This window comes from Brevibacillus centrosporus (assembly GCF_003710815.1).
GTDB classification, from domain to species: Bacteria; Bacillota; Bacilli; order Brevibacillales; family Brevibacillaceae; genus Brevibacillus; species Brevibacillus centrosporus.
Genome location: NZ_RHHP01000003.1, coordinates 1 through 16,574, shown reverse-complemented (window position 1 = coordinate 16,574; position 16,574 = coordinate 1). Strand labels below are relative to the sequence as shown.

15 protein-coding genes are annotated in these 16,574 nt (G+C 50.3%); 12 read left to right on the top strand and 3 right to left on the bottom strand.

The window, feature by feature from the left end; all coding sequences use genetic code 11:
- Positions 1 to 86: 86 nt before the first annotated feature.
- On the top strand, positions 87 to 2,348 hold the full coding sequence (gene nrdJ / locus EDM55_RS04525) for a ribonucleoside-triphosphate reductase, adenosylcobalamin-dependent (protein ID WP_122959719.1): 2,262 nt from the start codon (positions 87 to 89) through the stop codon (positions 2,346 to 2,348).
- Between the two features lie 4 nt (positions 2,349 to 2,352).
- On the opposite strand, the gene EDM55_RS04520 is transcribed toward nrdJ, so the two are convergent.
- Positions 2,353 to 3,492, bottom strand: a complete 1,140-nt coding sequence (locus tag EDM55_RS04520; RefSeq protein ID WP_122959718.1) for a GerAB/ArcD/ProY family transporter — start codon at positions 3,490 to 3,492, stop codon at positions 2,353 to 2,355.
- A gap of 12 nt (positions 3,493 to 3,504) precedes the next feature.
- Positions 3,505 to 3,738 (bottom strand): hypothetical protein, encoded by a 234-nt coding sequence (locus tag EDM55_RS04515; RefSeq protein ID WP_092266111.1) that lies wholly within the window; start codon positions 3,736 to 3,738, stop codon positions 3,505 to 3,507.
- A 141-nt stretch (positions 3,739 to 3,879) separates the two neighbouring features.
- On the opposite strand from EDM55_RS04515, the gene EDM55_RS04510 reads away from it, so the two are divergent.
- Together EDM55_RS04510 and EDM55_RS04505 are read left to right on the top strand one after the other, a co-directional pair.
- Positions 3,880 to 4,317 carry an acyl-CoA thioesterase gene (locus EDM55_RS04510; RefSeq protein WP_122959830.1) on the top strand — a complete coding sequence of 146 codons (438 nt, stop codon included), beginning with the start codon at positions 3,880 to 3,882 and terminating at the stop codon, positions 4,315 to 4,317.
- 64 nt (positions 4,318 to 4,381) lie between these two features.
- A complete protein-coding gene (locus EDM55_RS04505; RefSeq protein ID WP_092266110.1) occupies positions 4,382 to 4,777 on the top strand; it encodes an FxsA family protein in 396 nt (131 codons plus the stop codon).
- A gap of 59 nt (positions 4,778 to 4,836) precedes the next feature.
- On the opposite strand, the gene ytvI is transcribed toward EDM55_RS04505, so the two are convergent.
- Positions 4,837 to 5,967 carry a sporulation integral membrane protein YtvI gene (gene ytvI, locus EDM55_RS04500; RefSeq protein WP_092266109.1) on the bottom strand — a complete coding sequence of 377 codons (1,131 nt, stop codon included), beginning with the start codon at positions 5,965 to 5,967 and terminating at the stop codon, positions 4,837 to 4,839.
- 366 nt (positions 5,968 to 6,333) lie between these two features.
- Between ytvI and citZ the strand changes: the two genes are divergently transcribed.
- The 9 genes from citZ (at position 6,334) to EDM55_RS04455 (ending at position 16,566) form a co-directional block, all read left to right on the top strand.
- Positions 6,334 to 7,446 carry a citrate synthase gene (citZ, locus tag EDM55_RS04495; RefSeq protein ID WP_092266108.1) on the top strand — a complete coding sequence of 371 codons (1,113 nt, stop codon included), beginning with the start codon at positions 6,334 to 6,336 and terminating at the stop codon, positions 7,444 to 7,446.
- Between the two features lie 208 nt (positions 7,447 to 7,654).
- On the top strand, positions 7,655 to 8,938 hold the full coding sequence (icd, locus tag EDM55_RS04490) for an NADP-dependent isocitrate dehydrogenase (RefSeq protein WP_092266107.1): 1,284 nt from the start codon (positions 7,655 to 7,657) through the stop codon (positions 8,936 to 8,938).
- Positions 8,939 to 8,992: 54 nt separating this feature from the next.
- A complete protein-coding gene (gene mdh / locus EDM55_RS04485; protein WP_092266106.1) occupies positions 8,993 to 9,931 on the top strand; it encodes a malate dehydrogenase in 939 nt (312 codons plus the stop codon).
- Positions 9,932 to 10,049: 118 nt separating this feature from the next.
- Positions 10,050 to 10,820: an enoyl-CoA hydratase/isomerase family protein gene (locus EDM55_RS04480; protein WP_122959717.1), complete on the top strand. Its 771-nt coding sequence runs from the start codon at positions 10,050 to 10,052 to the stop codon at positions 10,818 to 10,820.
- A 151-nt stretch (positions 10,821 to 10,971) separates the two neighbouring features.
- Entirely contained in the window at positions 10,972 to 11,667 is a 696-nt protein-coding gene (locus tag EDM55_RS04475) for a response regulator transcription factor (protein WP_092266104.1), read from the top strand.
- Between the two features lie 15 nt (positions 11,668 to 11,682).
- Positions 11,683 to 13,446 (top strand): two-component system histidine kinase PnpS, encoded by a 1,764-nt coding sequence (gene pnpS, locus EDM55_RS04470; RefSeq protein WP_092266103.1) that lies wholly within the window; start codon positions 11,683 to 11,685, stop codon positions 13,444 to 13,446.
- Between the two features lie 125 nt (positions 13,447 to 13,571).
- Positions 13,572 to 14,228, top strand: a complete 657-nt coding sequence (gene phoU, locus EDM55_RS04465) for a phosphate signaling complex protein PhoU (protein WP_092266102.1) — start codon at positions 13,572 to 13,574, stop codon at positions 14,226 to 14,228.
- 198 nt (positions 14,229 to 14,426) lie between these two features.
- The gene (locus EDM55_RS04460) at positions 14,427 to 15,518 is read left to right on the top strand and encodes a PRK06851 family protein (protein ID WP_246070897.1); all 1,092 of its coding nucleotides are present in this window, start codon (positions 14,427 to 14,429) and stop codon (positions 15,516 to 15,518) included.
- 91 nt (positions 15,519 to 15,609) lie between these two features.
- Positions 15,610 to 16,566 carry a VanW family protein gene (locus tag EDM55_RS04455; protein WP_122959716.1) on the top strand — a complete coding sequence of 319 codons (957 nt, stop codon included), beginning with the start codon at positions 15,610 to 15,612 and terminating at the stop codon, positions 16,564 to 16,566.
- Positions 16,567 to 16,574 lie beyond the last annotated feature (8 nt).

Below are 16,574 nucleotides of genomic sequence, written 5' to 3'. Positions count from 1 at the left end.
ATTTCGTACTATATGTAGGTAAAACTATTGAGTTTTTTAGATAAAGATAGTTAACTAGAGAGGAACCATTTAGAGGAGGAACCGATATGCTGGCCACTGAGCTGATTACCAGAACCCGTTTTCTGACGGATGATTTCTTGCAACAATATCCAGATTTTCCTGAACATATGAGTCCGCTTGGGCAGTTTGTTTATTACCGTACTTATTCTCGCTTTATACCGGAAAAAGGAAGACGGGAAACCTGGAAGGAAACCTGCCGTCGCTCGGTGGATTACAATATCAAGCTCGCCTATCAACATCTGAACAAAATCGGCTTGCGCCCAGATTCGCGCCTGATGGAAAAAGAAGCGGAGGGCCTGTTTGACAACATGTTCAACCTTCGCCAGTTTCTTTCCGGTCGTACACTGTGGGTTGGAGGCGCAGAGAATGGCGTGGCAGACCTGTATCCACTAGCCAACTTCAACTGCTCCTTCCTGAACATCAAGTCATGGGATGACCTCGGAGACTTGTTCTATCTGCTGCTGGTAGGCACTGGAGTAGGCTTCAAGTGCACGAAGGAGATGGCAGAGGGACTGACGCCGATCCGCACAAATGTGTCTCTCTTGTCTTCTGAGTACAAGCCTCTGCCGAAGCACCAACGCCTGGAGCGCTCTGAGCTGAACGTACTGGAAAACGGCTTTGCCAAAATTTATGTGGGTGACAGCAAAGAAGGCTGGGTAGAATCGCTTCGCCTATACTTGCAAATCTTGACTGACAAGACCTATGAGCATATTCATACCGTGAAAATCTCCTACAACAGCGTCCGTCCAAAAGGAGAGCGTCTGCAGCGCTTTGGCGGGACCGCGAGTGGACATGAGCCGCTTCGCGAAATGTTTGAGGGTATCGATAAAGTTCTGAAAAACCAGATCGATCAACATCTGGCACCGATCGGCAGCGATGAAAAGGGCTACGGCAAAATTCGCCCGATCCACATCCTGGACATCGGCAATCTGATTGGAGCAAACGTTGTGGTTGGCGGAGTGCGCCGTACAGCGGAGATCTTCTTGTTCGACCATGACGATTATGAGTGCATGATGGCGAAATACGGGATTAACGGCTTCTGGACAGAAGATCAGCTGGCACACCATCGCCGGGTGGGGGAACTGCTGGGCGAGCACAAGCCTGTATGGTTTGACAGCATCCAGAAAGTTGGGGATGGTCGTCATGGACTGGACCATCGCCGTATGTCGAACAACTCGATCGCCTTCACCAAGCAACCGACTCGCGAGTTTTTGCATCTCGTATTCACCCTGATGCAGTTGGAAGGTGAGCCTGGCTTCGTCAATCTGGAAGAAGCCAATCGCCGCCGTCCAAACGCAGAAGGCCTGAATCCTTGCGCGGAAATTTTGCTGGATTCCTATGGTGTCTGCAACCTGACTACCGTCAATCTGGCTGAGTTCGTGAAGACCAGCCCGGATGGCTCCAAATATTTGGATCTGGACGGCCTTTTGGAGGCACAACGAAAATCGGCGCGTGCCGGTCTGCGTATGACACTGGTGACTTTGGAGCTGCCGCACTGGGATACGGTACAGCAGCGGGACCGCTTGCTCGGTACCTCGCTGACAGGTGTAAAAGACGCCCTGGCTTCCTTGGGCTATACCGAAGAGCAAGAGCTGGAGCTGCTCCGCCTCTTGGGAGATGCTGCACGTGATGAAGCCAACCGTTATGCATATGAGCTGCGCGTGAACTCGCCACTGCTCGTAACCACAGTAAAGCCAGAGGGTACGCTTTCACAGGTAGCAGGCGGCGTCTCCAGCGGTCTGCACTGGTCTCACTCGCCTTACTACATTCGCCGCATCCGTATCAATGCGGAAGATCCACTGGCAAAAGCGGTGCAAGCGCTTGGCTGGACAGTGAACCCAGAGGTAGGTACGCCGGGCGATACGTATGAAGAGCGCATGGCGAATGCCCGTACGTTGGTTATCGACTTCCCGGTTGCTTCCGGGGCGAAGGAAACGAAGAACGAAGTGAGCGCAAAACGCCAGTTCGATACCTACTTCCGTTTCCAGAAGGAATACACCGAGCACAACTCTTCCAACACCATCACGGTTCGCAAAGAAGAGTGGAGCGAAGTGGAAGAGATCGTTTACGGCAATTGGGACAACTTCGTAGGGGTTTCCTTCCTGCAGCTGGATGGAGGAAACTACCAGCTCGCTCCTTACGAGGAGTGCACACAGGCTGAATACGAGGCTTTGAAGCAAACGATGAAGCCGTTTGACCCTGCGATTTTGCAGCAATTCGAAACCGGTGGAGATGCCGACCTGTCGACTGCTGAATCTTGCGAGGGTGGCGCTTGCCCCATTCGTTAATCCGCTAGCTAGAGAGGAAAAAGAGAAACAGGGAAGGACTAGATTTTCGTCCTTCCCTGTTTTTTCGTATGCTTCCGATGACGTACAGCAGGAGAGGGTAGAGGATGCCTAGCAGCAAGCTGTAAGGGATCCAGGTGTCCGTATCCCACTTCTGCATGTAAGCGTTGTTGGGATACACAATCAGCGCCCCTGTGGCGATCAACACGCTTGTGGGCACGATGATCGAGCGGTAGGATCGCAGCTTGAGCAGCTGAGCCAAACCCGTGATGGCAGAGAAGCAGTACATCGTCAGCTTCACAAAGATCGTAAGAAACCAGATAATGGCAACGACAGCTTCCATTCGCTGAAAAAAGTCACCGATATTGATTTGACGCCCGAGAATAAAGCTAGAGTAGTTATACAGAACGGTAATTTTCGGATTAAGAACCAGAATACTCAGCATGATGATCAATACGAGCATAAAACCGCCGATCAGATTGCTTAGCATGAATCCTCTTCTGAAAGTAGACGTGTCGTTTATGCACAGCGGGAAAAACATCAACAGGGCGGGTGCCGTCAAATAGGTGATACTGATGAACCAGAGAACACCTTTTACTAGATCTTTGGGGCTTGCCTCCAAAACAGGCTGGATGTTGGTGATTTCCGCCTTGGGCAGGATGAATAGCACGAGAAAGAGGAACAAAAAAAGAAACCAGGGAAAAAAGATTTCAGCGGCACGGGCAAAGGGTTCAATCCCCAAGCGCAGGGATACAACAGGAATAATCAAAAACAAGAGAATCAGAAACTGGATAGGGGTACTCGGAAAAAATTGCGTGGCAAGAAAGTTGCCAATGTAATAGAGAACCTGCGAGCAAAAAAGGAGCATCGTCAGGACGAACAGAAGCGATACAAGCTTTCCTATCCATTTTCCCAAAATGAGCTCGTGGATCTGTAGCAGATTGTGTCCTGGGTAAAGCATTCCGATAGAGGCGTACAGCCAGCCAATGCCCAAACCGACCAGGACACCGACGGATGCGCTGATCCAGGCGTCCTGTCCCGAAGCCTGTGCCATCGTGGACGGTGCCACGAGAATCGTCGTTCCGATCGTGAACATGATGATGATGATCATCATTTGACGGACCGTGATCTTGACAGTAGTCGGCAAACGTACTTCCTCCTAGTGTAGTAGTGGGGAAAACGCATCGCTTAGTGGGCGAAAGAGGGCGGCTATCCAGTCCCCCGGATTCGGGATGGGGGCATTGAGCACTTTGGCACAGGCGAGGCTGATACCGAAAATAAGCAGGATGGAAAAGACGATCAAATCTTTGCGGTAGCCTGGACGCCGAAGCAAGGGCACTTCCAGACAAGCAAGGAAGACGCCGACCAGTAAAATCCCAAAAACCCCCCACATGAGCCCACCCCGCCTTCTTTTGGAAAAATTGCAGTCATACCGTACCAGTATGGACGAAACGGCAAAATGGACATACGTAGTGAGTCAAAAGAACCGCTTGTCTATGGTACAATAAGGAGAAAGAGAAAGGGGCGATTGAAAGTGAATCCCGTCGTTCATTCCCATCGCTTGCGTGTCCGCTACGGCGAAACGGATCGAATGGGTGTGGTTTACCATACGAATTATTTAAACTGGTTTGAGGTCGGACGTACCGAATTCATTCGTCATGCGGACTTAACCTACCGCCAGCTGGAGGAGCAAGGCATCCTTTTGCCATTGACCGACGCTGACATTTCTTATAAAAGACCGGCAAAGTATGACGATGAGGTCGAAGTACGCACACATGTGTCTGAGATCAGTCCGGTTCGCCTTACTTTTTCCTATGAGATCGTGAGGGTGGATGATTCGGAAGTACTGGTGACAGGCAGGACCATGCATGTCTTTACGAACGCCGAGTTTAAGCCGATTCGTTTATCGCGTACGGAGCCAGACTTATACGAGTGGCTGGCGAAGCAGCATGCTGGTGTGACTGTCGGGTAGGCTGCGCGCTGTCCAGACTGTCCAGACTGTCCAGGCTATTCAGCAGAAAGGGGTGGCGAGCATCATGTTCCGTATTCTTGTGGTTCTGTTCATTGTAATTCCGGCAATCGAACTGTGGGGGCTGATTTCCATAGGGAGTATTATTGGCGGCTGGAACACCGTCGCTCTGGTGATCCTGACTGGCGTCGTCGGGGCATGGCTCGCCAAGCAGCAGGGGATTGCGGTCATTCGAACTCTCCAGTTTGAGCTCTCGCGGGGGCAGATGCCCACAGAGACGCTCCTGGATGGCGCTCTTGTGCTGACAGGCGGTATCCTACTCATGTCGCCAGGGTTCTTCTCGGACGTTGTGGGGCTGATTCTGCTGCTCCCGTACACGCGTCTGATTATCCGGCACTTCTTGAAAAAATGGCTGTGGTCCATGATTTCCACTGGGAAAATCCAGCTTTTGTTTCGCAGATAAAGATAGGAAGTTAGAAAAAACCGCTCGCAGGCGTAATGCCCGGAGCGGTTTTTCGTTGCTTATGTATGTTTGCCCTTGATGTACCCCCATACGTCCGAAAAGACATTCGCTTTGACCAAGGCGTTGATCATCACAAGCGCGACGGGTCCGATAATAAGTCCCAAAAATCCGAAGAGCTGCAGGCCGACAAACAGGGCAACCAGCGTCAGCAGCGGGTCGAGACCCACGTTTTCAGCAACGACTTTCGGCTCGATGATTTGGCGGAAGATCAGGACGACGGCGTACAGGATCGACAGCCCGATCACGAGTGTGTAGTTGCCTTTGAAGAACAGGTAAATAATCCATGGAACGAAAACCGTCCCGGTACCCAGATAAGGCAGCAAATCCACGAGCCCGGTAATCAGCCCGATCGTGATGGCGTATTCCACACGCATGATTAAAAGCCCGATGATGACGATGGCGGCTGTCAGGGAGATGAGTGTCAGCTGTGCCTTCAAAAAGCCGACCAAGGCATTGCGTAGATCTCGAAAGATTTGATCGATCCGGCTATTGAAGCCTTTCGGCAAAATGCGGCGAAAGCGTGCTTCCCACAAGTGAAAGTCTTTGGAGATAAAGAAGGCACCCATCAGGGAAATGACGGATACGGTTGCCATGTTCGGCAAGGAAACGAGGAAATTTTTAAGACCATTCAAGAATGTAACAATCAGATCTTGCCCGGTGTGTGTGATGGTCGAGATCCCGCTCCCGATCGTAGCATCCACTTTTAACTTGAAGTCAGGATCAAGCTGCGTGTAGATCCATTGGATTTGATTGTATAGCCCCATGAGAAACTCCTGGGAAATCGTCCGCTGCAGATAATCAGAGAGTTCAGCCGCAAAACCAGGTAGACGTTTCGCAAGCTCGCCAATTTCTACGACTGTCTCTGTCACGACTAGAGTAACCACACCTACGGCCAGAAGCATAAGGAGCAGAAGTGAGATCGTCACGGACAACCAACGAGGGATTTTGAACTTCCTCGTCATGAACGTAACGGGCCGGTTGATCAGGAGCGCAATGACTAAAGCAATTAGAAATGGGTAAAGTAAGGGTGTTGCAAACTGGAAGACCCAGATTACCAGATAGACAAGCACGCAAACCCATAAAAACCGAATGATTTGGAACAATCTCTCCACCCAGTTTTGCTGATTCAAAGTGTTCTCCTTTCTGACCCATTCGTGAGGGCTAATACTTATGTAACTATTATGCAATATGCGGATAGGTCGAGCAAGTTAACGAAAAAAACAAAACCGGGTTTCACCCTTTGAAACATTTTTTCGCCAACCTTATTCACAAAACTGCAATAATCTTTTATAATTGGGTCGACTTGAGTGGATTCTTTTCTCTCTCCATGCACCAACTTCTGACTGCGTGGATGACATTCTATACAAGAGTGGTGGATGAAAGAAACCGCTGCCTGCAAAATTTATATAGCTTTACGTCACTGCGTGTTCCAGTCAGCGGGACAAGCGACGACTGGTCAGGCATTATTACTTAAGTGGAAAAGGAGAGGGAGTTCTATGACAGCAACCCGTGGACTGGAAGGCATCGTTGCAGCCGAATCATCAATCTGTTCGATCGTAGATGGAGTTCTCTGCTACGGCGGGATCAACATCGATGAGCTAGCAGAACATGCAACTTTTGAAGAGGTTGTATACTTACTCTGGCATGGAGCGTTACCGAAGCGTGATCAGCTGGAAACTTTGAAAAAGCAATTGGGCGAGTCTGCCGCAGTACCTGCGGAAGTGATCGAAAGCATCCGCAACTACCCACAAGGCATTCACCCAATGGCTGCTTTGCGCACAGCTGTCTCTTCGCTAGCGCTCTACGATACAGAAGCGCAGGACATGTCTACTGAAGCCAACTACAGAAAAGCAATTCGCCTGATGGCTCAAACTCCTACCCTGATCGCAGCCTATGCACGCCTGCGCAATGGCCTTGAGCCAGTTGCTCCAAAAGTTGAGTACACCATCGCGCAAAACTTCCTGTACATGCTCAAAGGGGAAGAGCCTACTGAAACAGCTGTAAAAGCTCTGGATGTAGCTTTGATCCTGCATGCTGACCATGAGCTGAACGCGTCCACTTTTGCAGCGCGTGTAACCGTTGCCACTCTGACGGATATCTACTCCGGCATCGTGTCTGCAATCGGCACACTGAAAGGCCCTCTGCACGGTGGTGCGAATGAAGCAGTAGCAAAAATGCTGACAGAAATCGGCAGCATGGACAAAGTAGAAGGCTATGTACGCAGCAAACTGGACAACAAAGAAAAAATCATGGGCTTCGGACACCGTGTATACAAAGACGGTGACCCACGTGCGAAATGGCTGAAACAAATGTCCAAAGCACTGACTACCCAAATCGGACGTCCTGAGCTGTATGAGATGTCTGTAAAAATCGACGATATGGTTACCGGCGAAAAAGGCCTGAAGCCAAACGTGGATTTCTACTCCGCATCTGTTTACATTTCTCTGGGTCTGGAAATCGATCTGTTCACACCGATCTTTGCAATCAGCCGTATGTCCGGTTGGACTGCACACATCATGGAGCAGTATGAAAACAACCGTTTGATTCGCCCACGCGCGGATTATACGGGTCCTGTGAATCAGCACTATGTGCCGATCGACCGCCGCTAAACTCATCATTTAGCGAAGCTTACACTCATTGCTTTTCCGAGCGTGTAGGAACAGGCGAACTGTCCTGTTTCAGGAACGGGTGATCTTTCCTGTTTCAGGAACAGGCGAACTGTCCTGTTCCTGCTGGAGAACTACCACCAACCGTGGTAGTTCTCCCTACGTCTGGAAATAATCCTATTACAACTATTTCAACTCTGGAGGGGTTCCTGTGTTTAAAAACCTGACGCAACCAACTGCCGGTGAAAAAATCACTGTTGATAACGGCAAACTTGTAGTACCTAACAATCCAATCATTCCTTTCATCGAGGGCGACGGTACTGGTCCTGACATCTGGAATGCTTCTGTACGCGTTCTGGATGCAGCTGTAGAAAAAGCATACAAAGGCGAAAAGAAAATCGCTTGGTTCGAAGTATTCGCTGGTGAAAAATCCTTCAACCAATACAACGAATGGTTGCCAGAAGATACCCTCACTGCTGTTCGTGAATACCTGATCGCAATCAAAGGTCCTTTGACGACTCCAGTTGGCGGCGGTATCCGCTCCATCAACGTAGCGCTGCGTCAAGAGCTGGATCTGTATGCATGCGTACGTCCTGTTCAATACTTCGATGGCGTTCCATCTCCTGTAAAACACCCAGAACTGACTGACATGGTCATCTTCCGTGAGAATACCGAAGACATCTACGCTGGCGTAGAGTGGGCTGAAGGTACTCCAGAAGTGAAAAAAGTGATCGAGTTCCTGCAAAAAGAAATGGGCGTGAAGAAAATCCGCTTCCCAGAAACTTCTGGTATCGGTATCAAGCCTGTTTCCAAAGACGGTACAGAGCGTCTGGTTCGTGCAGCGATCAACTACGCAATCGATAACAAACGCAAATCCGTTACCCTGGTACACAAAGGTAACATCATGAAGTTTACCGAAGGCGCGTTCAAAAGCTGGGGTTATGCAGTGGCTGAAGCAGAATACGGCGACAAAGTGTTCACTTGGGCACAATACGATCGTATCAAAGCTGAAGGCGGCGACGCTGACAAAGCACAAAAAGAAGCAGAAGCAGCTGGCAAAATCATCGTAAAAGACGTGATTGCTGACGCGTTCCTGCAACAAATCCTGACTCGTCCAGCTGAGTACGATGTAGTAGCTACCCTGAACCTGAACGGTGACTACGTATCTGACGCTCTGGCTGCTCAAGTAGGCGGTATCGGTATCGCTCCAGGTGCCAACATCAACTACCTGACTGGACATGCGATCTTCGAAGCAACGCATGGTACAGCTCCTAAATACGCTGGATTGGACAAAGTAAACCCATCCTCCGTGATCCTGTCCGGTGAAATGATGCTCCGTCACCTGGGTTGGAACGAAGCAGCTGACCTCTTGATCAACTCCATGGAAAAAACCATCTCTGCGAAAACAGTAACGTATGATTTCGCACGTCTGATGGATGGCGCAACCGAGCTGAAATGCTCCGAGTTTGCTGACGCTTTGATCAAAAACATGTAAGATAGAAGTTGTACTTGATTGGATAAGAAACCACACATTTGGAGGGGATTATTCATGGCTTTCCAACGCAAAAAAATTGCGGTGATTGGTAGCGGCTTTACAGGTGCAACTACAGCATTCATCCTGGCTCAAAAAGAACTGGGTGACGTCGTTCTGGTTGACATTCCTCAGTTGGAAAACCCGACAAAGGGTAAAGCACTGGACATGATGGAATCTGCTCCGGTACTCGGCTTTGATGCAACCATTACAGGTACGGCTGACTATGCAGACATCAAGGATGCTGACCTGGTTATCATCACAGCAGGGATCGCACGCAAGCCTGGTATGTCCCGCGATGATCTCGTAAACACAAACGCTGGCATCATGAAATCCGTAGCGGAGCAGGTAAAAACGCATGCTCCTGCCTCCATTGTTATCGTTCTATCCAATCCGGTCGACGCGATGACCTACACATTCTACACCACGTCCGGCTTCCCGAAAGAGCGCGTCATTGGTCAATCCGGTGTACTCGATACCGCTCGTTTCCGTACCTTTGTGGCGATGGAACTGAACGTATCCGTAGAAGACGTGACGGGCTTTGTATTGGGTGGTCACGGCGACGACATGGTTCCGTTGGTACGCTACTCCTACGCGGGTGGTATTCCACTGGAAACCTTGATTCCTAAAGATCGTCTGGATGCGATCGTACAGCGTACACGCACTGGCGGGGGCGAAATCGTCAACCTGCTGGGTAACGGTTCGGCTTACTATGCTCCAGCCGCTTCTCTGGTTCAAATGGCGGAAGCAATCTTGAAGGACAAGAAGCGCATTCTGCCTTCCATCGCTCTGCTGCAAGGCGAATACGGCTACCAAGATCTATACCTGGGCGTACCGACTCTGCTCGGTGCAAACGGTATCGAGAAAATCTTTGAGCTGGAACTCACTGCTGAGGAGAAAGTAGCTCTCGACAAGTCTGCTGACTCCGTACGCAACGTACTGGCTGTTTTGAAATAAAGATCACAAACGCTATACAAAAGGCGCCTTTCATCTGGAAGGCGTCTTTTTAAATGCCCGGAGGAATAATAGACTACAATGACGTGAAAATCTGAACAGGGAGAGGGGATTGCCTGTCATGAGAGTCCACATCAAACGCGTACCCGATGGGAAAATAACCCTGCAGGAGACGTCAAAGATAGCCATCATCACCATCAATCGACCAGCTGCTCGCAATGCGCTGACCGCAAATATGTGGGGAGAGCTGGCTCGTTTGGGGCGACTGGCGGGCCAATCGTCAAAAGCAAAAGTGATCCTGCTGCGCGGCACACCGGGCCAATTTACAGCGGGGGCAGATATCAAAGAGTTTTGTGAGATGTCGATTGAAGAGGCAGAGCATGCTTTTCAACAGATGGAAGAAGCCATCCGTGTTTTTGAAAATGTGCCCATGCCAGTCGTGGCAGTGGTGGATGGCCCAGCAATGGGGGCAGGCTTTATCCTTTCATTGGCTTGTGACATGCGCGTAGGGACGGCGAATGCGAGAATGGGCATACCGGTAGGCAAGCTGGGCATCACCATCGGCCCATCCTTTCTGCAGAGAATCATCAGACTGATTGGACCCAGCCGCGCTACTGAACTGATCTACACAGGAAAGGTAATAGAAGCACAGGAAGCGTTGCGAATCGGCCTGCTGAATCAGCTGCTCCCTTCTGAGGACTTGGACAAAGCAGCATTAAGCCTGGCGGGTACGATCATGGAGCAGTCCGGTGCCGTCCTGCGAGCGGTCAAGAAAGCCGCTCAGCTGAGCCAGTGGAAGCAGGAGGGGCCATGGAGCTTTGTGGATCCCGTCGATTTTCCTGAGGGCTGTCTTGCATTTGCCGAAAAACGAAAGCCCCGCTTTTCGACATGACGTAAATGGATTGTTAAGGTGTCTTTACAAAAAAATAACTTGTCTTTCGTAACTCCGATTTGGCAGACTGAGAAGGTAGAGAGAAGAAAAGCGATTCCATACGATCCAGTTCTATGCCAGCAACAAGGTAACACTCTAGGGGGAATTTTACATGATTAAAGTATTAGTAGTGGATGACGAAGCTTCCATCGTGAAGCTGTTGCAATTCAACTTGGAGAAGTCCGGATTTCAGGTGGTAACCGCTTTTGACGGAAAACAGGCATTGGACATGGTGAAAAGCGAACAGCCTGACTTCATTATTCTTGATTTGATGCTGCCCAAAATGGATGGCATGGACGTGTGTAAAACCTTGCGCCAAGATCGGGTAAACACCCCGATCCTGATGCTGACAGCGAAAGATGATGAGCTGGACAAAATTTTGGGACTCGAGCTGGGGGCAGATGACTACCTGACAAAGCCGTTCAGTCCGCGTGAGGTCGTTGCACGGGTGAAGGCGATTCTCCGTCGGATTCAGGCGACTCCCGAAGTATCCGTTACCCAGGAGGATATCGTCCTGCAGTTCGGGGATATTCGCATCTATCCGGAAAAATACGAAGTGTTTCGCAAAGACGCCAAAGTCGAACTGACGCCAAAGGAATTTGAGCTTCTTCATTATTTGGCCAGCCACCACGGACGTGTATTGACCCGGGATCAGCTGCTCAATGCTGTCTGGAACTACGACTTTATCGGCGACTCCCGTATTGTAGACGTGCACGTCAGCCATTTGCGTGAAAAGCTGGAGGATGACACGAAGAATCCGCGCTACATCAAAACGGTTCGGGGGCTTGGCTATAAATTGGAAGGGTAACGGGGGGCAATACTTTTGACTCGTTTTCGCATCAAACTAACCTTGACCATTCTCGGCTTGATCTCACTTGTTCTGCTGCTAATGGGGATGTACTTCGCAAAGGTCCTGGAAAACTCCTATCTGCAGTCTCTAAATGAGCTTCTGTCACGGGAATCGAAGCTGATCGCCCAGGCAGTTCAATTTCCCGATGTTTTCTCTGATAGGAAGACACTGGAGCAGCGTATTCTACAAGTTGCCCCAACGGATGAAGTGAGACTCACCCTGATCGACACCAAGGGAAATGTGCTTTACGACAATTCCACCTATGCCCCGGAGATGGAAAATCATCATGACAGGCCAGAGTTTCTTGCCGCCTTAAAGGGTGAGACGGGCATTTCGCGTCGTTACAGCGAAACACTCGGTCACGACATGATGTATGTAGCTGTTCCGATCATACAAGACACGCAGATCGTGGGTGCCGTTCGCTCCGCCATGTCTATGAAGGATATTACGGATACCATCCACAACATGTGGTACAGCTTGCTTACAGGACTTTTGGTTACACTTGTGGTGGGATCGATTGTTGTTTCTCGCATTTCTTTTTCTATTATTCGACCGATTGAGGAAATTACCCGAGTAGCCCGCAATATTACGCAGCGACAATACGAGAGCCGCGTCAGAATCAAGGCAAAGGATGAGATTGGTCAGCTAGCCGGTGCCATCAATTTCATGGCCTCCAGCCTGGAACAGCAGATGTACGAAATCTCGGAAAATCAGCAGCGTCTATCTGGCGTACTGACGAACATGACGAGCGGGGTTATTTTCATTTCCGAACAGCGGCGGATCATGCTGGTCAATCCGGCCGTAGAGAAGCTGCTCGGGACGGCGGGTCACGAAATCGTAGGAAAGCTGCACATCGAGGCAGGTAAAAGCTTTGGGCTTAGCAAATATATCGACCGCTGTCTGGACAACAGCGAAAAGTTCCGGGAAGAAGTACACATTTACTACCCGCAGGAGCGTGTGCTGGATGTCAACTTCGCCCCCTACATCAACTTCAAAGGGGAAGCGCGAGGAGTAGTCGTGGTGCTCCATGACATTACAGAAATTCGCCGGCTGGAGAAAATGCGCAGTGATTTCGTCGCCAACGTTTCCCATGAGCTGCGTACTCCGATTACTTCCATCAAAGGCTTTACAGAGACTCTCCTTGAGGGAGCGATGCAGGATGAAGAGACCTGCCGCAACTTCCTGCAGATCATTTCTGATGAAAGTGAACGGCTCTATCGGATGATCCGGGATATTTTGGACTTGTCCAAGATTGAGCAAAAACGTTTGCCACTGCAAATGAATCAGGTTCATCTGCAGGAACTCATCACGTCAGCTGTAGCGATCATGAATGATCAGGCACAGCGTAAGCAGCTGTCGATCGCATTGCCGAATCAGACGCCTGAGATTTTGCTCATGACTGATCGGGATTGTCTGCAGCAGATCGTACTCAACCTGCTTTCAAATGCGGTCGCCTACACCCCCGAGGGAGGGGCCATCACCATCCATACGGAACAAAATGCACAGCGAGTCTTGATCCAGGTGTCTGATACGGGCATTGGGATTCCGGAAAAGGACATTCCACGTATTTTTGAACGGTTTTATCGGGTAGACAAAGCGCGCAGCCGCGACTCTGGAGGAACAGGGCTGGGTCTTGCGATCGTCAAACATCTCGTAGAGAATTTGCATGGGCAGATCAGTGTGCAAAGCAGGGAAGGGCAGGGAACGACATTTACGGTCACGCTGCCGTTCTTGTAAAACCTTTACACAAAGATCATATTGCCTTCACCGACTCTATACAATCCCCTTGTACTATTTGTCGTGACAGATAAAAACACATGCGAAATGGATGCGCGATAGAGCAAATAAAGGGGGACGAGGATATGTCACGACATGCTTTTGAAGAGCAGCAAGACGTCCTGCACCGCAAGCTGATGACGATGGGAACGCTGGTAGAAGAAGCGATTCATAAATCGATCAAAAGCCTGGTCGAGCGGGATGTGCAATTGGCCGAACAGGTCATTGGCAACGACCATGTGATCAACGAGCTGGAGCAGGAAATCCAAAGCGAATGCTTTCGGCTGATTGCTCTGCAGCAGCCGGTGGGGAGCGATTTGCGCCGCTTGGGGACGATGCTCAAGCTGGTGACGGATCTGGAGCGGATGGGCGATCACGCAGTTTCGATCTCCAAGACGACACGACGACTCATGGCAGAGCCGTACGTCAAGCCGCTCATCGATATTCCATTGATGGCGGATCACGTCAAAGCGATGGTACGTGATTGCTTGAATGCGTATATCGCACGCAACAAAGACGCGGCAGAAGAAATCGCAGCACGCGATGATATCGTCGACAAGTTGTTTTCAACGATCTTCCGCGACCTGATGGAAGTCATGACCAAAAATGGTACGGCGATCTCCCAAGGGACACATCTGCTTCTGGTTGCCCAATATTTGGAGCGGATTGCCGATCACGTGACGAATATATGCGAGTGGATTATTTACATGTCCACCGGCAAAATGACGGATTTGAACAAATAAATAAAAACGATAGTCATGGATGGAACAAGTCGTTGCGAGCATCGCTTGCATCGGCTTTTTTGTTTGTGCAGCGAAGGCTCCTCCAAGAGGCGTGCCTGAGCCAAGTTTTCTAACGTTGACGGAAGGAGGCAGATGCCTAATTGTGTCTTGATGCATACAATACAGGGATTTCACTTGCATCAGGAAGTACAGGAGGGAATGGCTTTGACAAAGAGAGAGCGACATATTTATGCTGCAGGAAACACAGCGCGAGGGTACCGGACGTTTTACGATTCGGTATTGGAGGGCATCGGACGAATTTACTACCTGTCTGGTGTCGTAGAGGGCATTACGTCTCCCATCATCGAGAGCATCGGCAAAGAGATGGGCAGAAAAATAGAGCAGGTGGAGTGGATTCATTCCCCTTTTGAAAATGGAAAATACGATGGCGTCATCTTACACGACTGGAAGGTTGCGATCATGGATAGCAGCTATCCGAGGCTATATCGGCCGCAGGCACCGGGAGTCATTGAGATTCATGTAAATCTGCAGACCGCATTGAACGTGGACCTGCTGACTCCCTACGCGGTTCAAATCGCAGGGTGGTTCGAAGGCATCGACAAAAAAAGCCAGGAGGCGTATGCGGCCTATGGGGAGGCGCTGCGAATCCACGACGAATGGGAGGCTCCCTACATTGAAAACCTGGATCGCGAAAAAGCCGATCAGGTTACGGAAGAGCTGAAGGGCTTGCTTTTTGCCGGAGAGCCTCTGAACAAGACCGCCCATGTCAGACGAATGTATCTGGGTGCAGCCACGCCTCAGGGGCCAGTCGACCACATCATGAAGCTGACGGATCATCTGGACAAACGATACTTCATTAAAGGACGCCCTGGATCAGGAAAATCAACCATGCTGAAAAAGCTGGTCGCTGAAGCGCAGAAGCAAGGCCTGGACGTAGAAGTTTACCACTGTGGTCTGGATCCGCATAGCTTGGACATGGTGATTTTGCCGGAAAAGAGCGTGGCGCTCTTCGACAGTACAGCACCACATGAATACTTCCCGAGCAAGCCATCCGATGAAGTTGTAGACATGTACGAACGAGCGATTACCCCCGGAACAGACGAGAAGTACGCAGATGAACTGTTCGACATCAAAGCCCGGTACACACAAAAAATGAAAGAAGGGACAGCTGCACTCGCAGTGGCGCAGGAGCTGCGTGATCAATTGAATGCCATCTACATCGAAGCGACCGATCAGCAGCGGCTAAAAGCAGTAGCCCAGGCTATCATGAGCCGACTGGCGAGAATGTGAGCCGGTTTTTGGTGAGAATGTGAGCCGTCACCAAATAATCGCATGAAACCCGAAAGGCTGCTCATACTACACATAGGAGGTGAGCAGCCGGATGGGTTATGCTTGGACTCTGGCTTTGCTGATGCTGGTCAATCCCCTCGATCCCATTCCTTTTTTGCAAGTAGAGATGGAAGGGGAGACGGTCGCGATGCTGGATAGATCCGACTACACCGTGCCATGGGAGGGCGTGCCTACCGTTGATGAAAACCATCTGAGGATGACGATGGAACGGTTGGGAAAGAAAGTGCACGTCGAGCCAATCAATGCGACGATCAACGAAAGTGGCGCTGTCGTTCCGGACAAAAAGGGACGAAAGCTGAATGAGACGGACTTTCTACAGCAATTCTATGAATATTATTACGGAACAGGCTCAGGAACGCTGAAGGCTACCTACCAGGAGATTTACCCCAAGGTAGATCAAGCCTTGTTGGCACAGGTGCGCAAAAAAGTGATTGGACAGTATACGACCTACTTTAATTCGGGCAACCGAAACCGTTCACATAATATCGCGCTAGCCTCACAGGCGATCAACAACACGGTGGTCTTGCCTGGTGAGATCTTTTCCTTTAACAAGGTGGTCGGCAAGCGTACGAAAGCAAAAGGCTATCTCCAAGCCCCTGTCATCGTCAGAGGAGAGCTGTCGGAAGGAATCGGTGGAGGCATCTGCCAGGTTTCCTCCACGCTTTTTAATGCGGTGGACAAGGCTGGCTTGCAAATTATCCAGCGCTATTCACATAGCAGGCACGTCGCTTATGTGCGGCCAGGACGGGATGCTACTGTTAGCTGGTATGGTCCTGATTTCGTCTTTCAAAACAAATACGCCTATCCCGTCTTAATCCGGGCGAAGGCGTATGGCGGGAGTATGTATGTCTCGGTGCATTCCTTTCCAGAGATCGAGTACGAGTCGCGTCACGTACCGAGTGTAAGCCGCAAGACTCCGGAGGAAGGACCGGCAGCACCACCGCTGCAGACTCCACCCATCACGAATGAACCGACAGCACCTGAGTAAGGTGCTCA